Source organism: Pseudoxanthomonas sp. CF385 (assembly GCF_900104255.1).
Classification (GTDB): domain Bacteria; phylum Pseudomonadota; class Gammaproteobacteria; order Xanthomonadales; family Xanthomonadaceae; genus Pseudoxanthomonas_A.
Map to the genome: position 1 here is coordinate 2,023,712 of NZ_FNKZ01000001.1, position 14,767 is coordinate 2,038,478.

Sequence of the window (14,767 nt, forward strand, 5' to 3'; positions counted from 1 at the left end):
ACGGATGACCAAGCCCCGCATCGCCTTCCTCGCCAGCCCCACGCCCGAGGCGCAGGACGCCTTGGCGGCGCTGCAGGCCGAACACGGTGCGCATTCGCCTGACCAGGCCGATGTGCTGTGCGCGCTGGGTGGCGATGGCTTCATGCTGCAGACGCTGCACCGGCACGGTGCGCTGGGCAAACCGGTATTCGGCATGAAGCTGGGGACGGTGGGCTTCCTGATGAACCACTACCGGGAAGATGGGCTGGTCGAGCGCATCGCGGCGGCCGAGCCCGCCAAGCTGCGTCCGCTGGAGATGCAGGCACTGACGGAATCCGGCACCACGACGTCATCGCTGGCATACAACGAAGTCTCGCTGCTGCGGCAGACGCGCCAGGCCGCCCATATCCGCATCGACCTCAACGGCGAGACCCGCCTGGACGAACTGATCTGCGACGGCGTGCTGACCGCCACGCCCGCCGGCAGCACGGCGTACAACTTCTCCGCGCACGGGCCGATCCTGCCCCTGGGTTCGAACACCATCGCGCTCACGCCGATCGCCCCGTTCCGCCCCCGCCGCTGGCGCGGTGCCATCCTGAAGGCCGACACCGAAGTGCGCTTCCGCGTGCTCGACCCCTACAAGCGGCCGGTCAGCGCCACCGCCGATTCGCATGAAGTGCGCGACGTGGTGGAGGTGACGATCCGCGAGTCTCGCGACCGCATGGTCACGCTGCTGTTCGACCGCGAGCACAACCTCGAAGAGCGCATCCTCAGCGAGCAGTTCATGACCTGAGTCGCATTGTCCCTGGGGACAACGCGATTCCGCCGCACTGCGGCTTGCCGCACCTCGATGCGCATGGTATCCAGCGCCGCATAGCGGTTCGGTTCGCATCCGCCCGGGGAGGGGTACCGATGCAGTTGAAGTACGCTTTGGCGATCTGCGCCTGTCTTGTCGTGGCCGACGCAGCGGCCTGCAGCCTGTCCACCGGCACCACACCGTTCGCCGTCGCGGGAGCGCCCACCGTCGAGGCCGGCGATGCGTTGCGGGCGCCGGCGCTGGAGGTGGTCAGCCTGACGCGCGGCATCAACGGACGCGCGTCCTGCGATGCCAGTGGCCTGCTGACGCTCAGCGTGGAGTGGCCACGGGGCACGGACTACCGCTTGCGCGATTTGGGGTTCGAGTTCCAGGTGATCGGCGGCGACGACCGCCTGTCCATCTTCCCCAAGACACCGGTCGCCGGTCGCATCGACGGACGCCGCAGCGAGTTCGTTTTCCTCTGGCAGGACGGTCCGCCGGCAGAGCAGCGGCCCATCGACCTGATCGTGGAAGTGCGCGCGGTGACGCCGGACAACCGGCGCGGCCCGCCGGCGCAGCTGCGCATCTCGGCCGCACCGGGCAGCTGACGTCTCACGCAGCGCGGGCGGGATGGCGGATACTGTATGCATGGCCGACAACACCCCCCGCTTGCTCACCGTTGCCGTCACCTCGCGTGCGCTGTTCGACCTGGAAGAGAGCCACGCGCTCTATGAGCGCGAAGGCGTTGAGGCGTACAGCGACTACCAGCGCGCGCACGAGGACGATGTCCTGGCCCCCGGCATCGCGTTCCCGGTCGTGCGCAAGCTGCTGGCGCTCAACGCCGGCGCCGCCGAAGACACGCCCCGCGTCGAAGTGATCCTGCTGTCGCGCAATTCCGCGGATACCGGCCTGCGCATCTTCAACTCGATCCAGCACCACGGCCTGGGCATTGTGCGCGCCACGTTCACGGCGGGCGAGGCGACCTGGCCCTACGTGAAGCCGTTCGGAACCGACCTGTTCCTCTCGGCGAACCCGGAATCGGTGCGCCGTTCGCTGGAACACGGCATCGCCGCCGCCACCATCCTGCCGGCCAGTGCGCCGCAGCAGCAGCGGCACGAGCACCAACTGCGCATCGCCTTCGACGGCGACGCCGTGATCTTCAGCGACGAAAGCGAACGCATCTCGCGGGAGCAGGGCGTCGAGGCCTTCGGCAAGCATGAGCAGGCGCGTGCGCGTGAGCCGCTGTCCGGCGGCCCGTTCCGCAACTTCCTGTCGGCCCTGCACCAGCTGCAGCAGGTGTTCCCGGCCGACGAGCGTTCGCCGATCCGCACGGCCCTGGTGACCGCACGTTCGGCGCCCGCGCACGAACGGGTGATCCGCACGTTGCGCGAATGGGGCGTGCGCCTGGACGAAGCGCTGTTCCTCGGCGGCCGCCACAAGGGGCCGTTCCTGGAAGCGTTCGGCGCGGACATCTTCTTCGACGACTCGCAGCACAACATCGACAGCGCCCGCCAGCATGTCGCCGCCGGCCACGTCCCGCATGGTGTCGCCAATCCCTGACGTTCGGGCAATCCGCGCTACAGCGGCAACCGGATATCGGTCAGCCGCCAGCGCAATCCCTGGCGGGTGAACACGAATACGAGCGGATCGCCGTCGGCATCGTGGATGGTCGCAGTGAATCGCGACAGCGATTCGTAGTGGTGGGTGGCTTCCTTCAACGGATCGGCCGGCACGGCGGGTGCGTAGGTATCGCCACCGACGGTTTCGCCCACGGCGCGCTTCCAGGTGGCCCGGCCCTCCAGGATCGCGGCGATGCCCATCGGCGTCACCAGCGTGTCCACGCCGCGGCCGAGCAGGCTGTTCGCGATCGAGAGCGCGGCCGCGCCGAACAGGTTGGACGCGACGTCGGTACCGGCGCGTCGCGCCAGTGCATCTTCCACCTGGGCCCGCAGGTTCACCCGCAACGCGGGGAAGTCGACGTGTTTCTGCAGCCGGCCGGTGTCCTGCTCGGCCAGGGCCGTGCGGATGCCATGGATGGCGAGGTACGGTCCGGCGACGACATAGGCCGCCAGGCCGAGTACGGCGGCCAGCAGCAGTCCGATCACGAGCGACTTTTTCATCGGCAAGGCCTCCGGCTCAGAATTCCAGGTCCAGCGCGGCGCACAGGTAATCCACGAACGGTCCCAGCGCTTTCAGGTCGCCGGCCACGGTCTGCCGCAGCCGCGGCCCTGTCATCGTCGCATCATCCAAGGAGCGCCAGAACACGAAGTTGCGGTGCTTGAGATCCTCGATGAACTCGAAATCGGCGGGGAACCCGCGCGGGGCGCGCACCAGCTTTTCGCTCTCCTCGAACTCGAACCGGCGCCGGAACGCGGTCTCGTGCGCGGCTTTCTTCCAACTGCCGGGATTGTCGAGGATGAACTGCCGCACGCGACGCTGGGTGTCGGGTTCCGGATGCCAGAGGCCGGCGCCGACGAAGCATTCGCCCGGCTGCAGATGCAGGTAGAAAGAGGGGGCGGGGACCTGTTTGTGGCGCTCGTGGAACAGGCGCGCGCCCTGCCAGGACTTGTACGGCGACTTGTCGTTGGAGAATCGGGCGTCGCGGTAGATCCGGAACAGCGAGCCGCCGACCGTCTTCGGCTCGGAGCGGAAATGCAGGCTGACCGCGGCGAGGTCGGGCTGCAGATCGGTCAGCAGGCGGAGGAAGGGCTGGCGCACATGGTCCTCGTATCGGGCCTTGTGCGTGTTGAACCAGGTCTTGTCGTTGTGTCGCGCCAGCCCGCGCAGGAACTTGAAGCTGGCATCGGAGAAGTAGGTGGCCATGTGCCGATTGTAGTCAGGCCGGTGTCAAATGGCCGACAACGCCGCCCTCAATGAGGCCGTCCGCGTCAGAGGCTGGCGCCCAGGTCGTTGCGCCATTGCTGCACATGATCCAGCAGGGCCAGGCGCGGACCATCCCCGGCGTGGGCAATGCGCAGTGCAGCGACGTCCTGATCGAACGTGGCGAAGTCCAGTTCGGAAAGCCCGCTGTCCGTCTGCAGGCGCGTGCGGCGGTAGTCGTCCCAGCGCGCACGCTCGGCCGCGTCCAGCGTGCCCGGCCAGTTGCGCGCGCGATAGCGGAACAGCAGCTCGGGCAGGCGCGGGTCACGGAAGCCGAAGTCTCGCTGGCCCAACAACGCAGGCGGCGTCGTGCGCACGTCGGTGAAGCGGCGCTTGTCGGCGTCGGCAAGGAACCCGTCGTACAGCGAGCCATCGACGTCGCCGCGCGGGTACTCCTGCGCGCCGGCGAACACCTGGCGCACCTTCTCGGCCAGCTCGGGGCCCGCCTGGCGAAGGGCTTCGGCGTGACGTGCGACGCGATCGGCGTCGATCCCCATGCGTTGCAGGTCGTCCGGCCGCAGATGGGCCCACGCCACCAGGGCCGGCGCCTTGTTGAGATGGACTTCCTTCAGCGGGATGCGCTGCTCGCCCTCGGGCAGGTCGGCGGCCGGCGTGTAGAGCCGGTCGGCGATGTCCGCGGGCGCCATCGCCAGCAACGGTGCCGGATCGGCGTCGAGATCGAACACCACGATGCGACTGTCGAAGCGTGGATGGCGGGCGAGCGGCAGCACCGGCGCGGCGCACAGGCGGCTGGCGGGGTAGCGCTGCGACACGTGCAGGACCGGCTGCATCGCGGTGGTGTCCAGCAGACGCGCGGCGAAGCGCTTGTCGCGCAATTGCAGCGCGTAATCCCACAGGCGCGGCTGGGCCTGGCGCATCAGGCGCGCCAGCCCGATGGTGGCGACGACGTCCGACAGCGCTTCGTGGGCGTCGCCATCGCGCACACGGTTGGCCAACGCGAGGTGCTCCAGCTTGAAGGACGTGGCGCCATCCTCGCGCCGGGGCCAGGTGATGCCGTCCGGGCGCAGCGCCCGCATCAGGCGCATGACGTCGAGCAGGTCCCAGCGCGAATTGCCGCCACGCCATTCGCGCTCATACGGCTCATGGAAATTGCGGAACAAGCCGTGGCGGACGAACTCGTCGTCGAAGCGGAGGCTGTTGTACCCCAGCGTGCAGGTCTCGGGTCGCCCCATTTCGTCGGCGATGCGGGCGAACGCTTCGGCTTCGTTGACGCCTTCGCGGAGCGCGTGCTGCGGGGTGATGCCGGTGATCAGCGTGGCGACCGGGGAAGGCAGCAGATCATCGGCAGGCTGCACGAAGAAGCTGATCGGTTCGTCGATGACGTCCAGCGCCGGAGTGGTGCGGATCGCCGCGAACTGGGCCAGTCGGCTACGACGCGGATCGGCGCCGAAGGTCTCCAGATCGTAGAACAGGAAGCTCGCGCTCACGTCGCCGCGTCTTCCAGGGGCGCCAGCGTGGATGCCACGTCCGCATCCACGGCCGTCCAGTCCACCTGATCCAGACGGTCGCGCCCCGCCGTATGCCGGACCAGCAGGGCGCGTTGCAGCTCGCTGCGATGCTGGGCGACGGAATAGGGGATGCGCATGAAGCTGACCATCGTGTAGTGGGGCACGAAGCGGTCAGGATGCCGCTGCTGCAACGCCAGCTCGAGTTCGCGCTGGAGCAGGAAGCCGCTGTCGTCCACTTTGTCGCGCATCTCGACGTAGTTCTCCAGCGCCATCTCCTGGATCGCCAGGGCATCGGGCTTGCGCTCGGCCTCGAAGGCGGCGAAGGCGGCGGCCAAGTCGTCGGTGGCTTGCAGGTGGCGGGCCAGCGACACGCAGTCCTCGAACGCGCAGTTCATGCCCTGGCCGTGGAACGGCACCATCGCGTGGGCGGCATCGCCGAGCAGCACGGCCTGGCCTCCAAGGCGCCAGCGGTCCAGGTAGAGCGTCGCGAGCACGCCGACCGGGTTGGCTTCCCAGTCCTGTTCCAGTTCGGGGATCAGCGGCACCGCATCCGGAAAATCACGCAGGAACAAGGCCTTCGCCTCGGCGCCCGTGCGTACGCTGGCGAAGCTCGGGTCGCCCTCGTTCGGCAGGAACAGGGTGACGGTGAAGGTGCGCTCGTCGTTGGGCAGCGCGATGCACATGTAGTGGCCGCGGGGCCAGATATGCAGCGCGTTGGGCTCCATGATGAAGCCGCCGTCGGGCGCTGGCGGGATTTCCAGTTCCTTGTAGGCGTGGTCGAGGAACTCGGTCCGTTCGCCCAGGTCCTCGCGTGCCTGCATCGCCGCGCGCAGCGACGAGCCGGCACCATCGGCGCCAACCAGCGCGGAGAAGCCGGACTCGATGCGGCTGCCATCGCGATCATCGACGAACCGCGCGACGGAGGCATCGAAGTCGACGCCTTCCAGCCGATGATGGAAGTGCAGGTGCGCGCCGGCCTGTTCCGCCAGGTCCAGCAAGGTGATGTTGAGGTCGCCGCGATGGATCGACCAGATCACTTCGGAATCGTCGCGGCCATAGCGCTGCAGCTGCTGCCGTCCATCGACGGCATGCACCATGCGTCCCCGCATCATGACCGCCTGGCGCATCACTGCGGAGTCGGCATCGGCCATCCGCAATGCATGCCGGCCGCGTTCGGCCAGCGCTAGATTGATCGAGCGTCCGCCCTCGTAACCCTTCACCCGGGGATCGCCGCGCTTCTCGTGCACGTCGACGCGCCAACCGGCGCGCGCCATCAACGTAGCCAGCAGCGCGCCCGCCAGCCCGGCGCCGATGAGGGTGATGTGTCGCGTGCCGTCAGCGCCCAAGGTCGTTCCTCCGGATCAGAAGCCCCGCCACGTTTCGACTTCCTCGATGAAGCGATGGACGTCCATGTAGCGGTTGTACAGGGGGGCAGGGGAGATGCGGATCACGTCCGGTTCGCGCCAGTCGCCGACGGTGCCGACCGACAGCAGGTAATCGAACAGCTCGCGACCGCGGTCGCGTCCGCCGGCGACGCGCAGCGAGAGTTGCGCGCCACGCATCGCAGGATCCGCCGGCGTCACGATCTGCAGCACGTCGCTCAGGCGCGCCTGGATCAGCGCTTCCAGCAGGCCGGTCAGCTTGAGGGACTTGGCGCGCACCGCCTCCATGCCGCCGGCCTTTTCGAACAGCTCCAGCGACGCGCGCAGCGGTGCCAGGCCGAGGATCGGCGGGTTGCTCAACTGCCAGCCCTCGGCGCCAGGCGTCGGCACGAACTCCGGGGCCATCCGGAAACGGGTGTCCTTCTCGTGGCCCCACCAGCCTGCGAAGCGGGGACGGTCGGTGTCGGCATGCCGCGCGTGCACGAAGCAGCCGGCGACCGCGCCCGGCCCCGAGTTGAGGTACTTGTAGTGGCACCACACCGCGAAATCCACGCCGCTGTCGTGCAAGTGCAGCGGCAGGTTGCCGACCGCATGCGCGAGGTCGAAGCCGACCACGGCACCTTGCGCGTGACCGAGCCGCACGATCTCCGCGATGTCGAAGGCCTGTCCGGTGCGGTACTGCACGCCCGGCCACAGCACCAGCGCCAGACGAGGGCCATGTTCGGCGATGGCGCGCTCGATGGCCTCCAGCGAGAACGTGCCGTCCGCCTGGTCCGGTGCCAGCTCGATGAGATCGGTGGCCGGATCGAAGCCGTGGAAGCGGATCTGCGATTCGACGGCGTGTCGATCCGAGGGGAATGCGCCCGCCTCCATCAGGATCGCCGGACGCTCGGCGGTCGGGCGGTAGAAGCTCACCATCATCAGGTGCAGGTTGGCGGTGAGCGTGTTCATCGCCACCACCTCGGCCGGCTGAGCCCCCACCAGCCGTGCGAGCGGTTCGCGCACGAGCTCGTGGTAGGTCATCCATTGCGCGTTGCCGGTGAAGTGGCCTTCGACGGCTTCGTTCGCCCACTTGTCCAGGACTTCGTTGACGTAGCCGCGTGCGCCCTTGGGCTGCAGGCCCAGCGAGTTACCGCAGAAATAGATCTGGTCGTTGTGCTTGTGGCGCGGGATCAGGAACTCGTTGCGGAGCGGACGCAGCGGATCGGCAGCGTCCAGGGCGATGATATGGGTGCGGGACAGCGGGTCGGTCATGGAAAGTCAGGTCAGGCGGAACGATGCCGGCGACGGGGCGCCGGGACGGAAGGCAGGATCATGCAAAACGGGAAGCGGGCAGGCCCAGCCATTCGAGCGCGGTGCCGTGGTACAGGCGCGCCCGTTGCACGTCGTCCAGGCCCAGGGCGGCGATGCCGGCGCCGGGCTCCTGCTCGCCCAGCGGGAACGGATAGTCGGTGCCCAGCATCACCCGTTCGTGGCCGACGGTATCCAACAGGTAGTGCAGCGCCCGCGGATCGGCGACCCAGGAATCGAAATACACCCGGCCCAGATAGTCGCGCGGGTTGCGCGGGTTGTCGGTGGCCACCAGGTCCGGCCGCATGTTGAAGCCGTGCTCGATGCGGCCGATCGTGTAGGGGAAGCTGCCGCCGCCGTGGGCGAAGCACACTTTCAGTTCGGGCAGTCGCTCCAGCACCCCGCCGAAGATCAGGCAGCATGCCGCGCGCGATTGTTCGGCCGGCATGCCGACCAGCCACGGCAGCCAGTATTTCGGCATCGACGCGGCCCCCATCATGTCCCAGGGGTGCACGAGGATGGCGGCGCCGAGCTCGCTGGCGGCCTGGAAGAACTCGAACAGCTCGGGTGCGTCCAGATTCCAGTCGTTGACGTGACTGCCGATCTGCACGCCCTGCAGGCCGAGCTGGTCCATGCAGCGCTCCAGTTCCTGCACGGCCAGGCGCGGCGACTGCAGCGGTACCGTGCCGATGCCGGCGTAGTGGCGCGGATAGTCGCGGCACGCTGCAGCGGTGTGGTCGTTGAGCGCCTGGTGCAGTTCCAGCGCGTGGTGCGGCTTGGCCCAGTAACTGAACATCACCGGCACGGTGCTGATGACCTGCACCTGCACGCCGAAGCGGGCGTAATCGGCGATGCGCTCCTCCGGGTCCCAGGTCTTGGGCCAGATCTCGCGGAAGAACTTGCCGTCCTTGTAGATGCGATGGCGGCCGTCGTCGCCGTGGTGGATCACCGGGAAGCGCACGTCCCCGTACTTGGCGGCCAGGTCGGGCCAGTCGCGGGGCAGGAAGTGCGCATGGGTATCGATCTTCAACATGCCGCGAGTCTACTTCGCCGGTTCCCCAGCTGGCGACGCTGCATCGCCGCAATCGTCCAGGCACACGAGGCGTCCGTCCTTCATCACCATGCGCATCCGGAGGAGGTGCGCGACATCCGCCTGCGGGTCGCCGGACACGGCGATGATGTCCGCCCACGCACCGTCGCGGAGGCGGCCCAGGGCGTCGCCCATCGCGAGGGCATCCGCATTGCCGGCCGTCGCGGCCCGCAGTGCGGCCGGCGCAGGTACGCCGGAGGCGACGTACAGCGCGACCTCGCGCGCCGTCGCGGTGACGTCGAAACTGGGCCCGCCATCGGTGCCGAGCGCGAGCGGTACGCCCGCCCGCCAGGCGCGCCCGGGCCCGGCCTTGGCCGCTTCGACCCATTGGCGCAGGTCGTCCTGCGAGCGCCCGTCACGGCCGCCGGCGAACATGTCGAGGCGGGAGCCCACGTAGTCGGCGACGAAGGCCGTCGGCACGAGATAGGCCTGCTTCCGCTTGAACAGCGCGACCGAGGCATCGTCGAAATAGGTGCCGTGCTCGATCGTGCGTGCGCCGGCGCGCAGCGCGAGATTGATCGCGGCCGTGCTGTGGGCATGCGCTGCGACCGATCGTGCGGCCTGGCGGGCCGCGGCGATCGCACTCTCGGCTTCTTCGTCGAACAGGTTGGGCAACGCCTCGGGGCGGCCGCCGGCCTCGCGGCCCGAGCCTGAGACGGTGATCTTGATCCAGTCCGCGCCGGCTTCGATGTTCTCGCGGACCACGCGGCGGCAGGACTCCGTGCCGTCGCAGGAGGCGGGCACGAAGGGCAGTTCGATGGCCGATGCGCGCTTCGCGCCATGGCCGCCGGTGCGCGAGACGACGCGTCCCGCCGCGAGGATGCGGGGTCCTTCGATCAGGCCTTGGTTGATCGCGTCCCGGACCGCGTAGACCGTACCGCCGTTGTCGCCGACGTCGCGCACGGTGGTGACGCCCGCGCGCAACAGGCGGCGGGCATACGCGGCGGTCGACAAGGCCAGTCGTGCTTCCGATGTGCTGGTCGTGGTGTCCGCCTGCATGTCGATGGCGAGATGCATGTGGGCGTCGATGAGCCCCGGCAGCACGTACGCGTCGCTCAGGTCGACGATCCGTGCACCGGGGATCAGGTCGCGTCGCAGCCCGGGCACCACCTTCTCGATGCGTCCGTCGCGGACCTGCAGGGTATGCGGCCCCCGCGTCGGTTCGCCGGGTTCGACGATCAGGTGGCCAGCGAGGATCACCGTGGGCGCGGCCGGCTCCGGCACAGGGGGTGTCGGTTGCGCCAGCGAAGTCGTCGCCGCGACCAGCAGCAGGCAGGCGGCGACCATGCGATGCGGAAGACGGGTCATGGTCATGTGCCGGCGGCGTTCAGGTATCCGGCATCACGTACTTGGACGGCGCCGGGTTCAGGTGTCCGCACGCCGTGCAAGTACGGTGCTCGCGCGAAGCGTAGAACCGCTCGAACACCGGGGGGAAGTCGGTTTCGATGTTGTGCAGGGTGAAATACTCTTCGTACAGCTTGTGGTTGCACTGCTCGCAGAACCACATCAGCCCGTCCTGCTCGTGCGGCAGGCGCCTGCGTTCGATGACCAGGCCGATGGAGTCGGGCATGCGCTGTGGCGAATGCGGCACTCGCGGCGGCAGCAGGAAGATTTCTCCGGCGCGTAGCGGGATGTCGCGCGGGGCGCCGTCTTCCTGGATCCGCAGGACCATCTCGCCTTCCAACTGGTAGAACCACTCTGGGCCTTCGTCGTAGTGGTAGTCGGTGCGCTGGTTCGGTCCGCCCACCACCATCACGATGAAGTCGCCCGCGTAGATGACCTTGTTGCCGACGGGTGGCTTCAGCAGGTGGCGGTGTTCCTCGATCCAGGCCTGCAGGTTGAGCGGGTTGGGCAGCATGTCAGCGACGCTCCGGCAGGTGCGCGATGCACTTGAGTTCGATGGCGATGGGCGTGGGCAGGGCGGTGATGCCGAGCGTGGTGCGGCAGGGCGCCGTCGCCGCGTCGGGGAAATACTCGGCCCAGACCGCGTTGTAGCTGGGGAAGTCGCCGGCCATGTCGGTCAGGTAGATGGTGACGTCCACAAGGTCCTCCCAGCGGGCGCCGCTGGCGTCCAGTACCGTGCGCACGTTGGCGAACACGGCGTGGGTCTGCGCATCGATCCCCGCCGGGATCGCATCCGTCGCCGGGTCGCGCGGGCCGATGCCGGACAGGAACAGCAGGTCGCCGACGCGCCGCGCGTGCGGGTAACGGCCGACGGGCTTCGGTGCATCGCCCGCCTGGACGACATTACTCATCGCGCTTGCCCCTCGGCGGCACGCCGGCCAGGGCGCGCTGGTAGGCAGGCTGGATGTCGTCCGAACCCGCCACGTCCATGCCGAGTTCGCGCACGCGGCCGTCGAACAGGCTGTAGACCCAGCCGTGGATCGCCAACGGTTGGCCGCGCGCCCAGGCGTCCTGGACGACCGTGGTCTGGCAGACGTTGAACACCTGCTCGATCACGTTGAGCTCGCACAGGCGCGCGTGGCGCAGGGATTCGGTATCGACCTGCTCCAGCAGGTCGGCGTGCTTCATCGCCACGTCGGCCACGTGGCGCAGCCAGTTGTCGGCCAGACCCACGCGCAGGCCGGTCATCGCCGCATGCACGCCGCCGCAGCCGTAGTGGCCGACCAGCAGGATATGCTCGACCTTCAGGATGTCGACGGCGAACTGCACCACCGACAAGGCATTGAGGTCGCCGTGCGACATCACGTTGGCGATGTTGCGATGGACGAAGACTTCGCCCGGGTCCAGGCCCAGGATCTGGTTGGCCGGCACGCGCGAATCGGAACAGCCGATCCACAGGTAGCGCGGCGACTGCTGCTGCGACAGCCGCTTGAAGAAGCCGGGATCCTCCTGCTTGATGCGGGCGGCCCAGTCGCGGTTGTTCTGCAGCAGTTGTTCGAGTTCGGAAAGGTCAGGCATTCGGTAGTTCGTCCTCAGCGCAACGCCACGCAGACGTTCTTGGGTTCGGTGAAGAAACGCATGGCCTCCAGGCCGCCCTCGCGGCCCAGGCCGGACGCGCCCGTGCCGCCGAACGGCGTGCGCAGGTCGCGGGTCATCCAGGTGTTGATCCAGACGATGCCGGCGCGCAATCGCGCGGCCAGGCGGTGGGCGCGGTCCAGGTCGCGCGTCCAGACCGTCGCCGCCAGTCCGTAGTCGCCCGCATTGGCCAGCGCGAGTGCATGCGCCTCGTCCTCGAAGGGCTGCAGCGTGACCACGGGCCCGAAAATTTCCTCGCGGTTGGTCGCCGCTTCGGGTCCCAGGCCTTCGATGACGGTGGGGGCGATGAACCAGCCCGGCCGGTCCAGCGGCTGCCCGCCGGTGAGCAGGCGCCCGCCTTCGACGCGGGCCCGGGCGATGCAGCCCAACACCTTGTCGAAGTGCGCCTGCGACACCATCGCGCCGAGCCGGGTCGCCGGATCGTCGAGCGGACCGGCCTGCAGCGCGCGCGTGCGCTCGACCAGCGCATCGCGGAATTCCTCGTAGATCGCCTGCTGGACGAGCAGCCGCGAGCCGCACAGGCAGATCTGGCCGGCATTCTGGAATGCCGAGCGGAGCAAGGTGTCCAGGTGTGCGCGCCAGTCGCTGTTGGCGAACACCAGGGTGGCGTTCTTGCCGCCCAGTTCCAGCGACACCTTCTTCAGGAGGGGGCCCGCCAGCCCGGCGATGCGACGGCCCACGGCCGTGCTGCCGGTGAACGACACCGCCTTCACCGCCGGATGCAGGATCAGCGGCTCACCCACGGCAGGTCCGCTGCCATGCACGATGTTCAGTACGCCGCGCGGCAGGCCGATCTCGGCGGCGAGCGCGCCGAGCATCGTCGCCGTCGCAGGCGTGATCTCCGAAGGCTTGGCGACCACGGTGTTGCCCGCGGCCAGGGCGGGCGCGATCTTCCAGGTGAAGAGGTAGAGCGGCAGGTTCCAGGGGGAGATCGCCGCGACCACGCCCAGCGGTGCGCGCAGGGTGTAGTTCAGGCCCGCTTCGCCGTGGTGCGATTCGCTGGCGAACTGCGTGGCCGCATGCGCGAAGAAGCGCAGGTTGGCCACCGCGCGCGGAATCTCGATGTCGCGCGCCAGGGCCAGCGGCTTCCCGGCATCCCGCGACTCCGCAGCGGCAAACGCATCCAGGTGGGTTTCAAGCGCGTCGGCCAGACGCTCGAGCCAGCGCGCACGGGCGCTGGAGGGCAGCGCGGCCCAGGCGGGAAACGCCGCCTCGGCCGCGTCGATGGCCTGCAGCACATCGCTTTCGCTGCCGTCCGCGACTTCGGCGTAGACCTCGGCCGAGGCCGGCTCGAAGACAGGACGCCAGGCGCCACCGGGGCGCGGTTCGCCATCGATGAAGTGGCCGTAGCGTTCCATGCCCACTAGCTTAACCCGGCTGGCAAGTCCCTCGCGCCGGGATCACAGCGACTGCATGCGGCCGCCGTCGACGGCCAGGCTGACCCCGTTGACATAGCCGGCGGCGGGCGTGGCGAGGAAGGCGATCGCCGCGGCCACTTCATGCGCCTCCGCGAAACGGCCGGCGGGCACCGATGCCAGCATCGCCGCGCCGATGGCGGCTTCGTCCTTGCCGGTGGCCTCCACGCGGTCGCGCAGGATCTGCTCCAAGCGTTGGGTGCGCGTATAGCCCGGCAGCACGTTGTTGACGGTGATGCCGTCGGCGCCCAGTTCCTTCGACAGCGTCTTGGCCCAGCTCGCCACCGCGCCGCGGATGGTGTTGGACACGCCGAGGTTGGCGATGGGCTCCTTCACCGACGTCGATACGACATTGATGATGCGGCCCCAGCGTGCCTGACGCATGCCGGATACGACCGCCTGCGCGAGCGTCTGGTTGGCGAGCACATGGCGCTGGAAGGCCGCGAGATAGTCGTCGGCGCCGGCATCGAGGGCGCGGCCCCCGGGAGGGCCGCCGGTGTTGTTGACCAGGATGTGGACGGGGTGGTCCGCCAGGGCCGCGCGGACGCCGGCGTCGAGCGCCGCGGTGTCGGCCACATCCTGCACGAGGGTGCCGTGCCGCTGGCCTTCGGCGACGCGGGGCAGGGCGGCCACCACGTCTTCCAGCACCGCCGCGCGGCGGGCGAGCACGGTGACGTCGGCGCCCAGCAGCGCGAGCTCGATCGCGGCAGCGCGGCCGATGCCTTCGGAGGCGCCGCACACCAGCGCGTGGCGGCCGGCGAGGTTCAGGTCCATGCGAGGGTCCGGGAGTCGGGGTGGGTCGAGTGTACCGATCCGAAGGACGCGATCGGATCAGGCCGGCCGGCGATCCAGCCGGTCGCGCATCAGGGCCGCGATCTCCCGATTGTCCTCACCGCCCAGTCGCTCCAGCGCGTCGGCGGCGCCTCGGACGTTCGCGACGGGATGGTTCTGGCTGAGCTTGAACTTCAGCTCGATGCGTTCGGCGACGAAGCGGAACCCCACGATGCCGCGCAACTGGCGCACGTGATCGTCGCGGTCGTGCTCGAATCGCCAATCGTTGCCCACGTGCGCTTCGTTCACCTGGCTGAGACGGTCGACGATCGATGCGAGCCGCGCCGTGTCTTCCGTGGTCTCGAGGTGGCCGTGCAGGTGCGCGACCGCGTAGTTCCAGGTCGGGACGCGGGCGGCCTCTTCCTTGTCCACGTACCAGCCGGGCGACAGGTAGGCGTGGGGGCCGTGCACGATGGCCAACGCCGGACCGGCATGGCGTGCCTGCGGATTGGGTTTGGCCCAATGGCCTTCCAGGACCACCTGTTCGCCATCCCGCGCATACAGGACGGGCAGGTGGCTCACGAAGGGCAAGCCGTCGGCGATCGTGACGAGGGTGACGAAGGCGTCGCGCGCGATCAGCCCGTCGAGTTCGGTGAGGTCGGCTTCGGCGAACGCGCGCGGCGTGTACACACAGG

Annotated in this window: 16 protein-coding genes; 3 read left to right on the plus strand and 13 right to left on the minus strand. The window is 68.9% G+C overall.

Annotated features, from left to right (window positions below; translation table 11 throughout):
* Nucleotides 1-4 precede the first annotated feature (4 nt).
* The 3 genes from BLT45_RS09420 (at nt 5) to BLT45_RS09430 (ending at nt 2,335) form a co-directional block, all read left to right on the plus strand.
* Complete coding sequence (locus BLT45_RS09420; protein WP_093297861.1) at nt 5-772, plus strand: NAD kinase; 768 nt, start codon at nt 5-7, stop codon at nt 770-772.
* Nucleotides 773-891: 119 nt separating this feature from the next.
* Nucleotides 892-1,383 carry a hypothetical protein gene (locus BLT45_RS09425; RefSeq protein WP_093297864.1) on the plus strand — a complete coding sequence of 164 codons (492 nt, stop codon included), beginning with the start codon at nt 892-894 and terminating at the stop codon, nt 1,381-1,383.
* Nucleotides 1,384-1,423: 40 nt separating this feature from the next.
* A complete protein-coding gene (locus tag BLT45_RS09430) occupies nt 1,424-2,335 on the plus strand; it encodes a 5'-nucleotidase (protein WP_093297867.1) in 912 nt (303 codons plus the stop codon).
* Between the two features lie 17 nt (nt 2,336-2,352).
* Here the strand turns inward: BLT45_RS09430 and BLT45_RS09435 are convergent, their stop codons facing one another.
* The 13 genes from BLT45_RS09435 to BLT45_RS09495 form a co-directional block, all read right to left on the minus strand.
* A complete protein-coding gene (locus tag BLT45_RS09435; RefSeq protein WP_093297869.1) occupies nt 2,353-2,895 on the minus strand; it encodes a DUF2939 domain-containing protein in 543 nt (180 codons plus the stop codon).
* 16 nt (nt 2,896-2,911) lie between these two features.
* The gene (locus tag BLT45_RS09440; protein WP_093297875.1) at nt 2,912-3,598 is read right to left on the minus strand and encodes a DUF2461 domain-containing protein; all 687 of its coding nucleotides are present in this window, start codon (nt 3,596-3,598) and stop codon (nt 2,912-2,914) included.
* Nucleotides 3,599-3,663: 65 nt separating this feature from the next.
* Nucleotides 3,664-5,103, minus strand: coding sequence for an exodeoxyribonuclease I (sbcB, locus tag BLT45_RS09445; protein WP_093297878.1), 1,440 nt, complete (start codon nt 5,101-5,103; stop codon nt 3,664-3,666).
* The gene (locus BLT45_RS09450) at nt 5,100-6,470 is read right to left on the minus strand and encodes an FAD-dependent oxidoreductase (protein ID WP_093297880.1); all 1,371 of its coding nucleotides are present in this window, start codon (nt 6,468-6,470) and stop codon (nt 5,100-5,102) included. Before BLT45_RS09450 ends, sbcB begins: the two co-directional genes overlap by 4 nt.
* A 15-nt stretch (nt 6,471-6,485) precedes the next feature.
* On the minus strand, nt 6,486-7,760 hold the full coding sequence (gene kynU / locus BLT45_RS09455; protein ID WP_093297883.1) for a kynureninase: 1,275 nt from the start codon (nt 7,758-7,760) through the stop codon (nt 6,486-6,488).
* A gap of 58 nt (nt 7,761-7,818) precedes the next feature.
* Complete coding sequence (locus BLT45_RS09460; protein ID WP_093297886.1) at nt 7,819-8,829, minus strand: amidohydrolase family protein; 1,011 nt, start codon at nt 8,827-8,829, stop codon at nt 7,819-7,821.
* 9 nt (nt 8,830-8,838) lie between these two features.
* Nucleotides 8,839-10,194, minus strand: a complete 1,356-nt coding sequence (locus BLT45_RS09465; RefSeq protein ID WP_175455780.1) for an amidohydrolase family protein — start codon at nt 10,192-10,194, stop codon at nt 8,839-8,841.
* A 19-nt stretch (nt 10,195-10,213) separates the two neighbouring features.
* Entirely contained in the window at nt 10,214-10,744 is a 531-nt protein-coding gene (locus tag BLT45_RS09470) for a 3-hydroxyanthranilate 3,4-dioxygenase (protein ID WP_093297892.1), read from the minus strand.
* A gap of 1 nt (nt 10,745) precedes the next feature.
* On the minus strand, nt 10,746-11,141 hold the full coding sequence (locus BLT45_RS09475; protein ID WP_093297895.1) for a RidA family protein: 396 nt from the start codon (nt 11,139-11,141) through the stop codon (nt 10,746-10,748).
* Nucleotides 11,134-11,808, minus strand: coding sequence for a carbonate dehydratase (gene can, locus BLT45_RS09480; RefSeq protein ID WP_093297898.1), 675 nt, complete (start codon nt 11,806-11,808; stop codon nt 11,134-11,136). Before can ends, BLT45_RS09475 begins: the two co-directional genes overlap by 8 nt.
* Nucleotides 11,809-11,822: 14 nt before the next feature.
* Complete coding sequence (locus BLT45_RS09485) at nt 11,823-13,244, minus strand: aldehyde dehydrogenase (RefSeq protein WP_093297902.1); 1,422 nt, start codon at nt 13,242-13,244, stop codon at nt 11,823-11,825.
* Between the two features lie 42 nt (nt 13,245-13,286).
* The gene (locus BLT45_RS09490) at nt 13,287-14,075 is read right to left on the minus strand and encodes an SDR family oxidoreductase (protein WP_093297906.1); all 789 of its coding nucleotides are present in this window, start codon (nt 14,073-14,075) and stop codon (nt 13,287-13,289) included.
* Between the two features lie 57 nt (nt 14,076-14,132).
* On the minus strand, nt 14,133-14,762 hold the full coding sequence (locus BLT45_RS09495) for an FMN-binding negative transcriptional regulator (RefSeq protein ID WP_093297909.1): 630 nt from the start codon (nt 14,760-14,762) through the stop codon (nt 14,133-14,135).
* Nucleotides 14,763-14,767 lie beyond the last annotated feature (5 nt).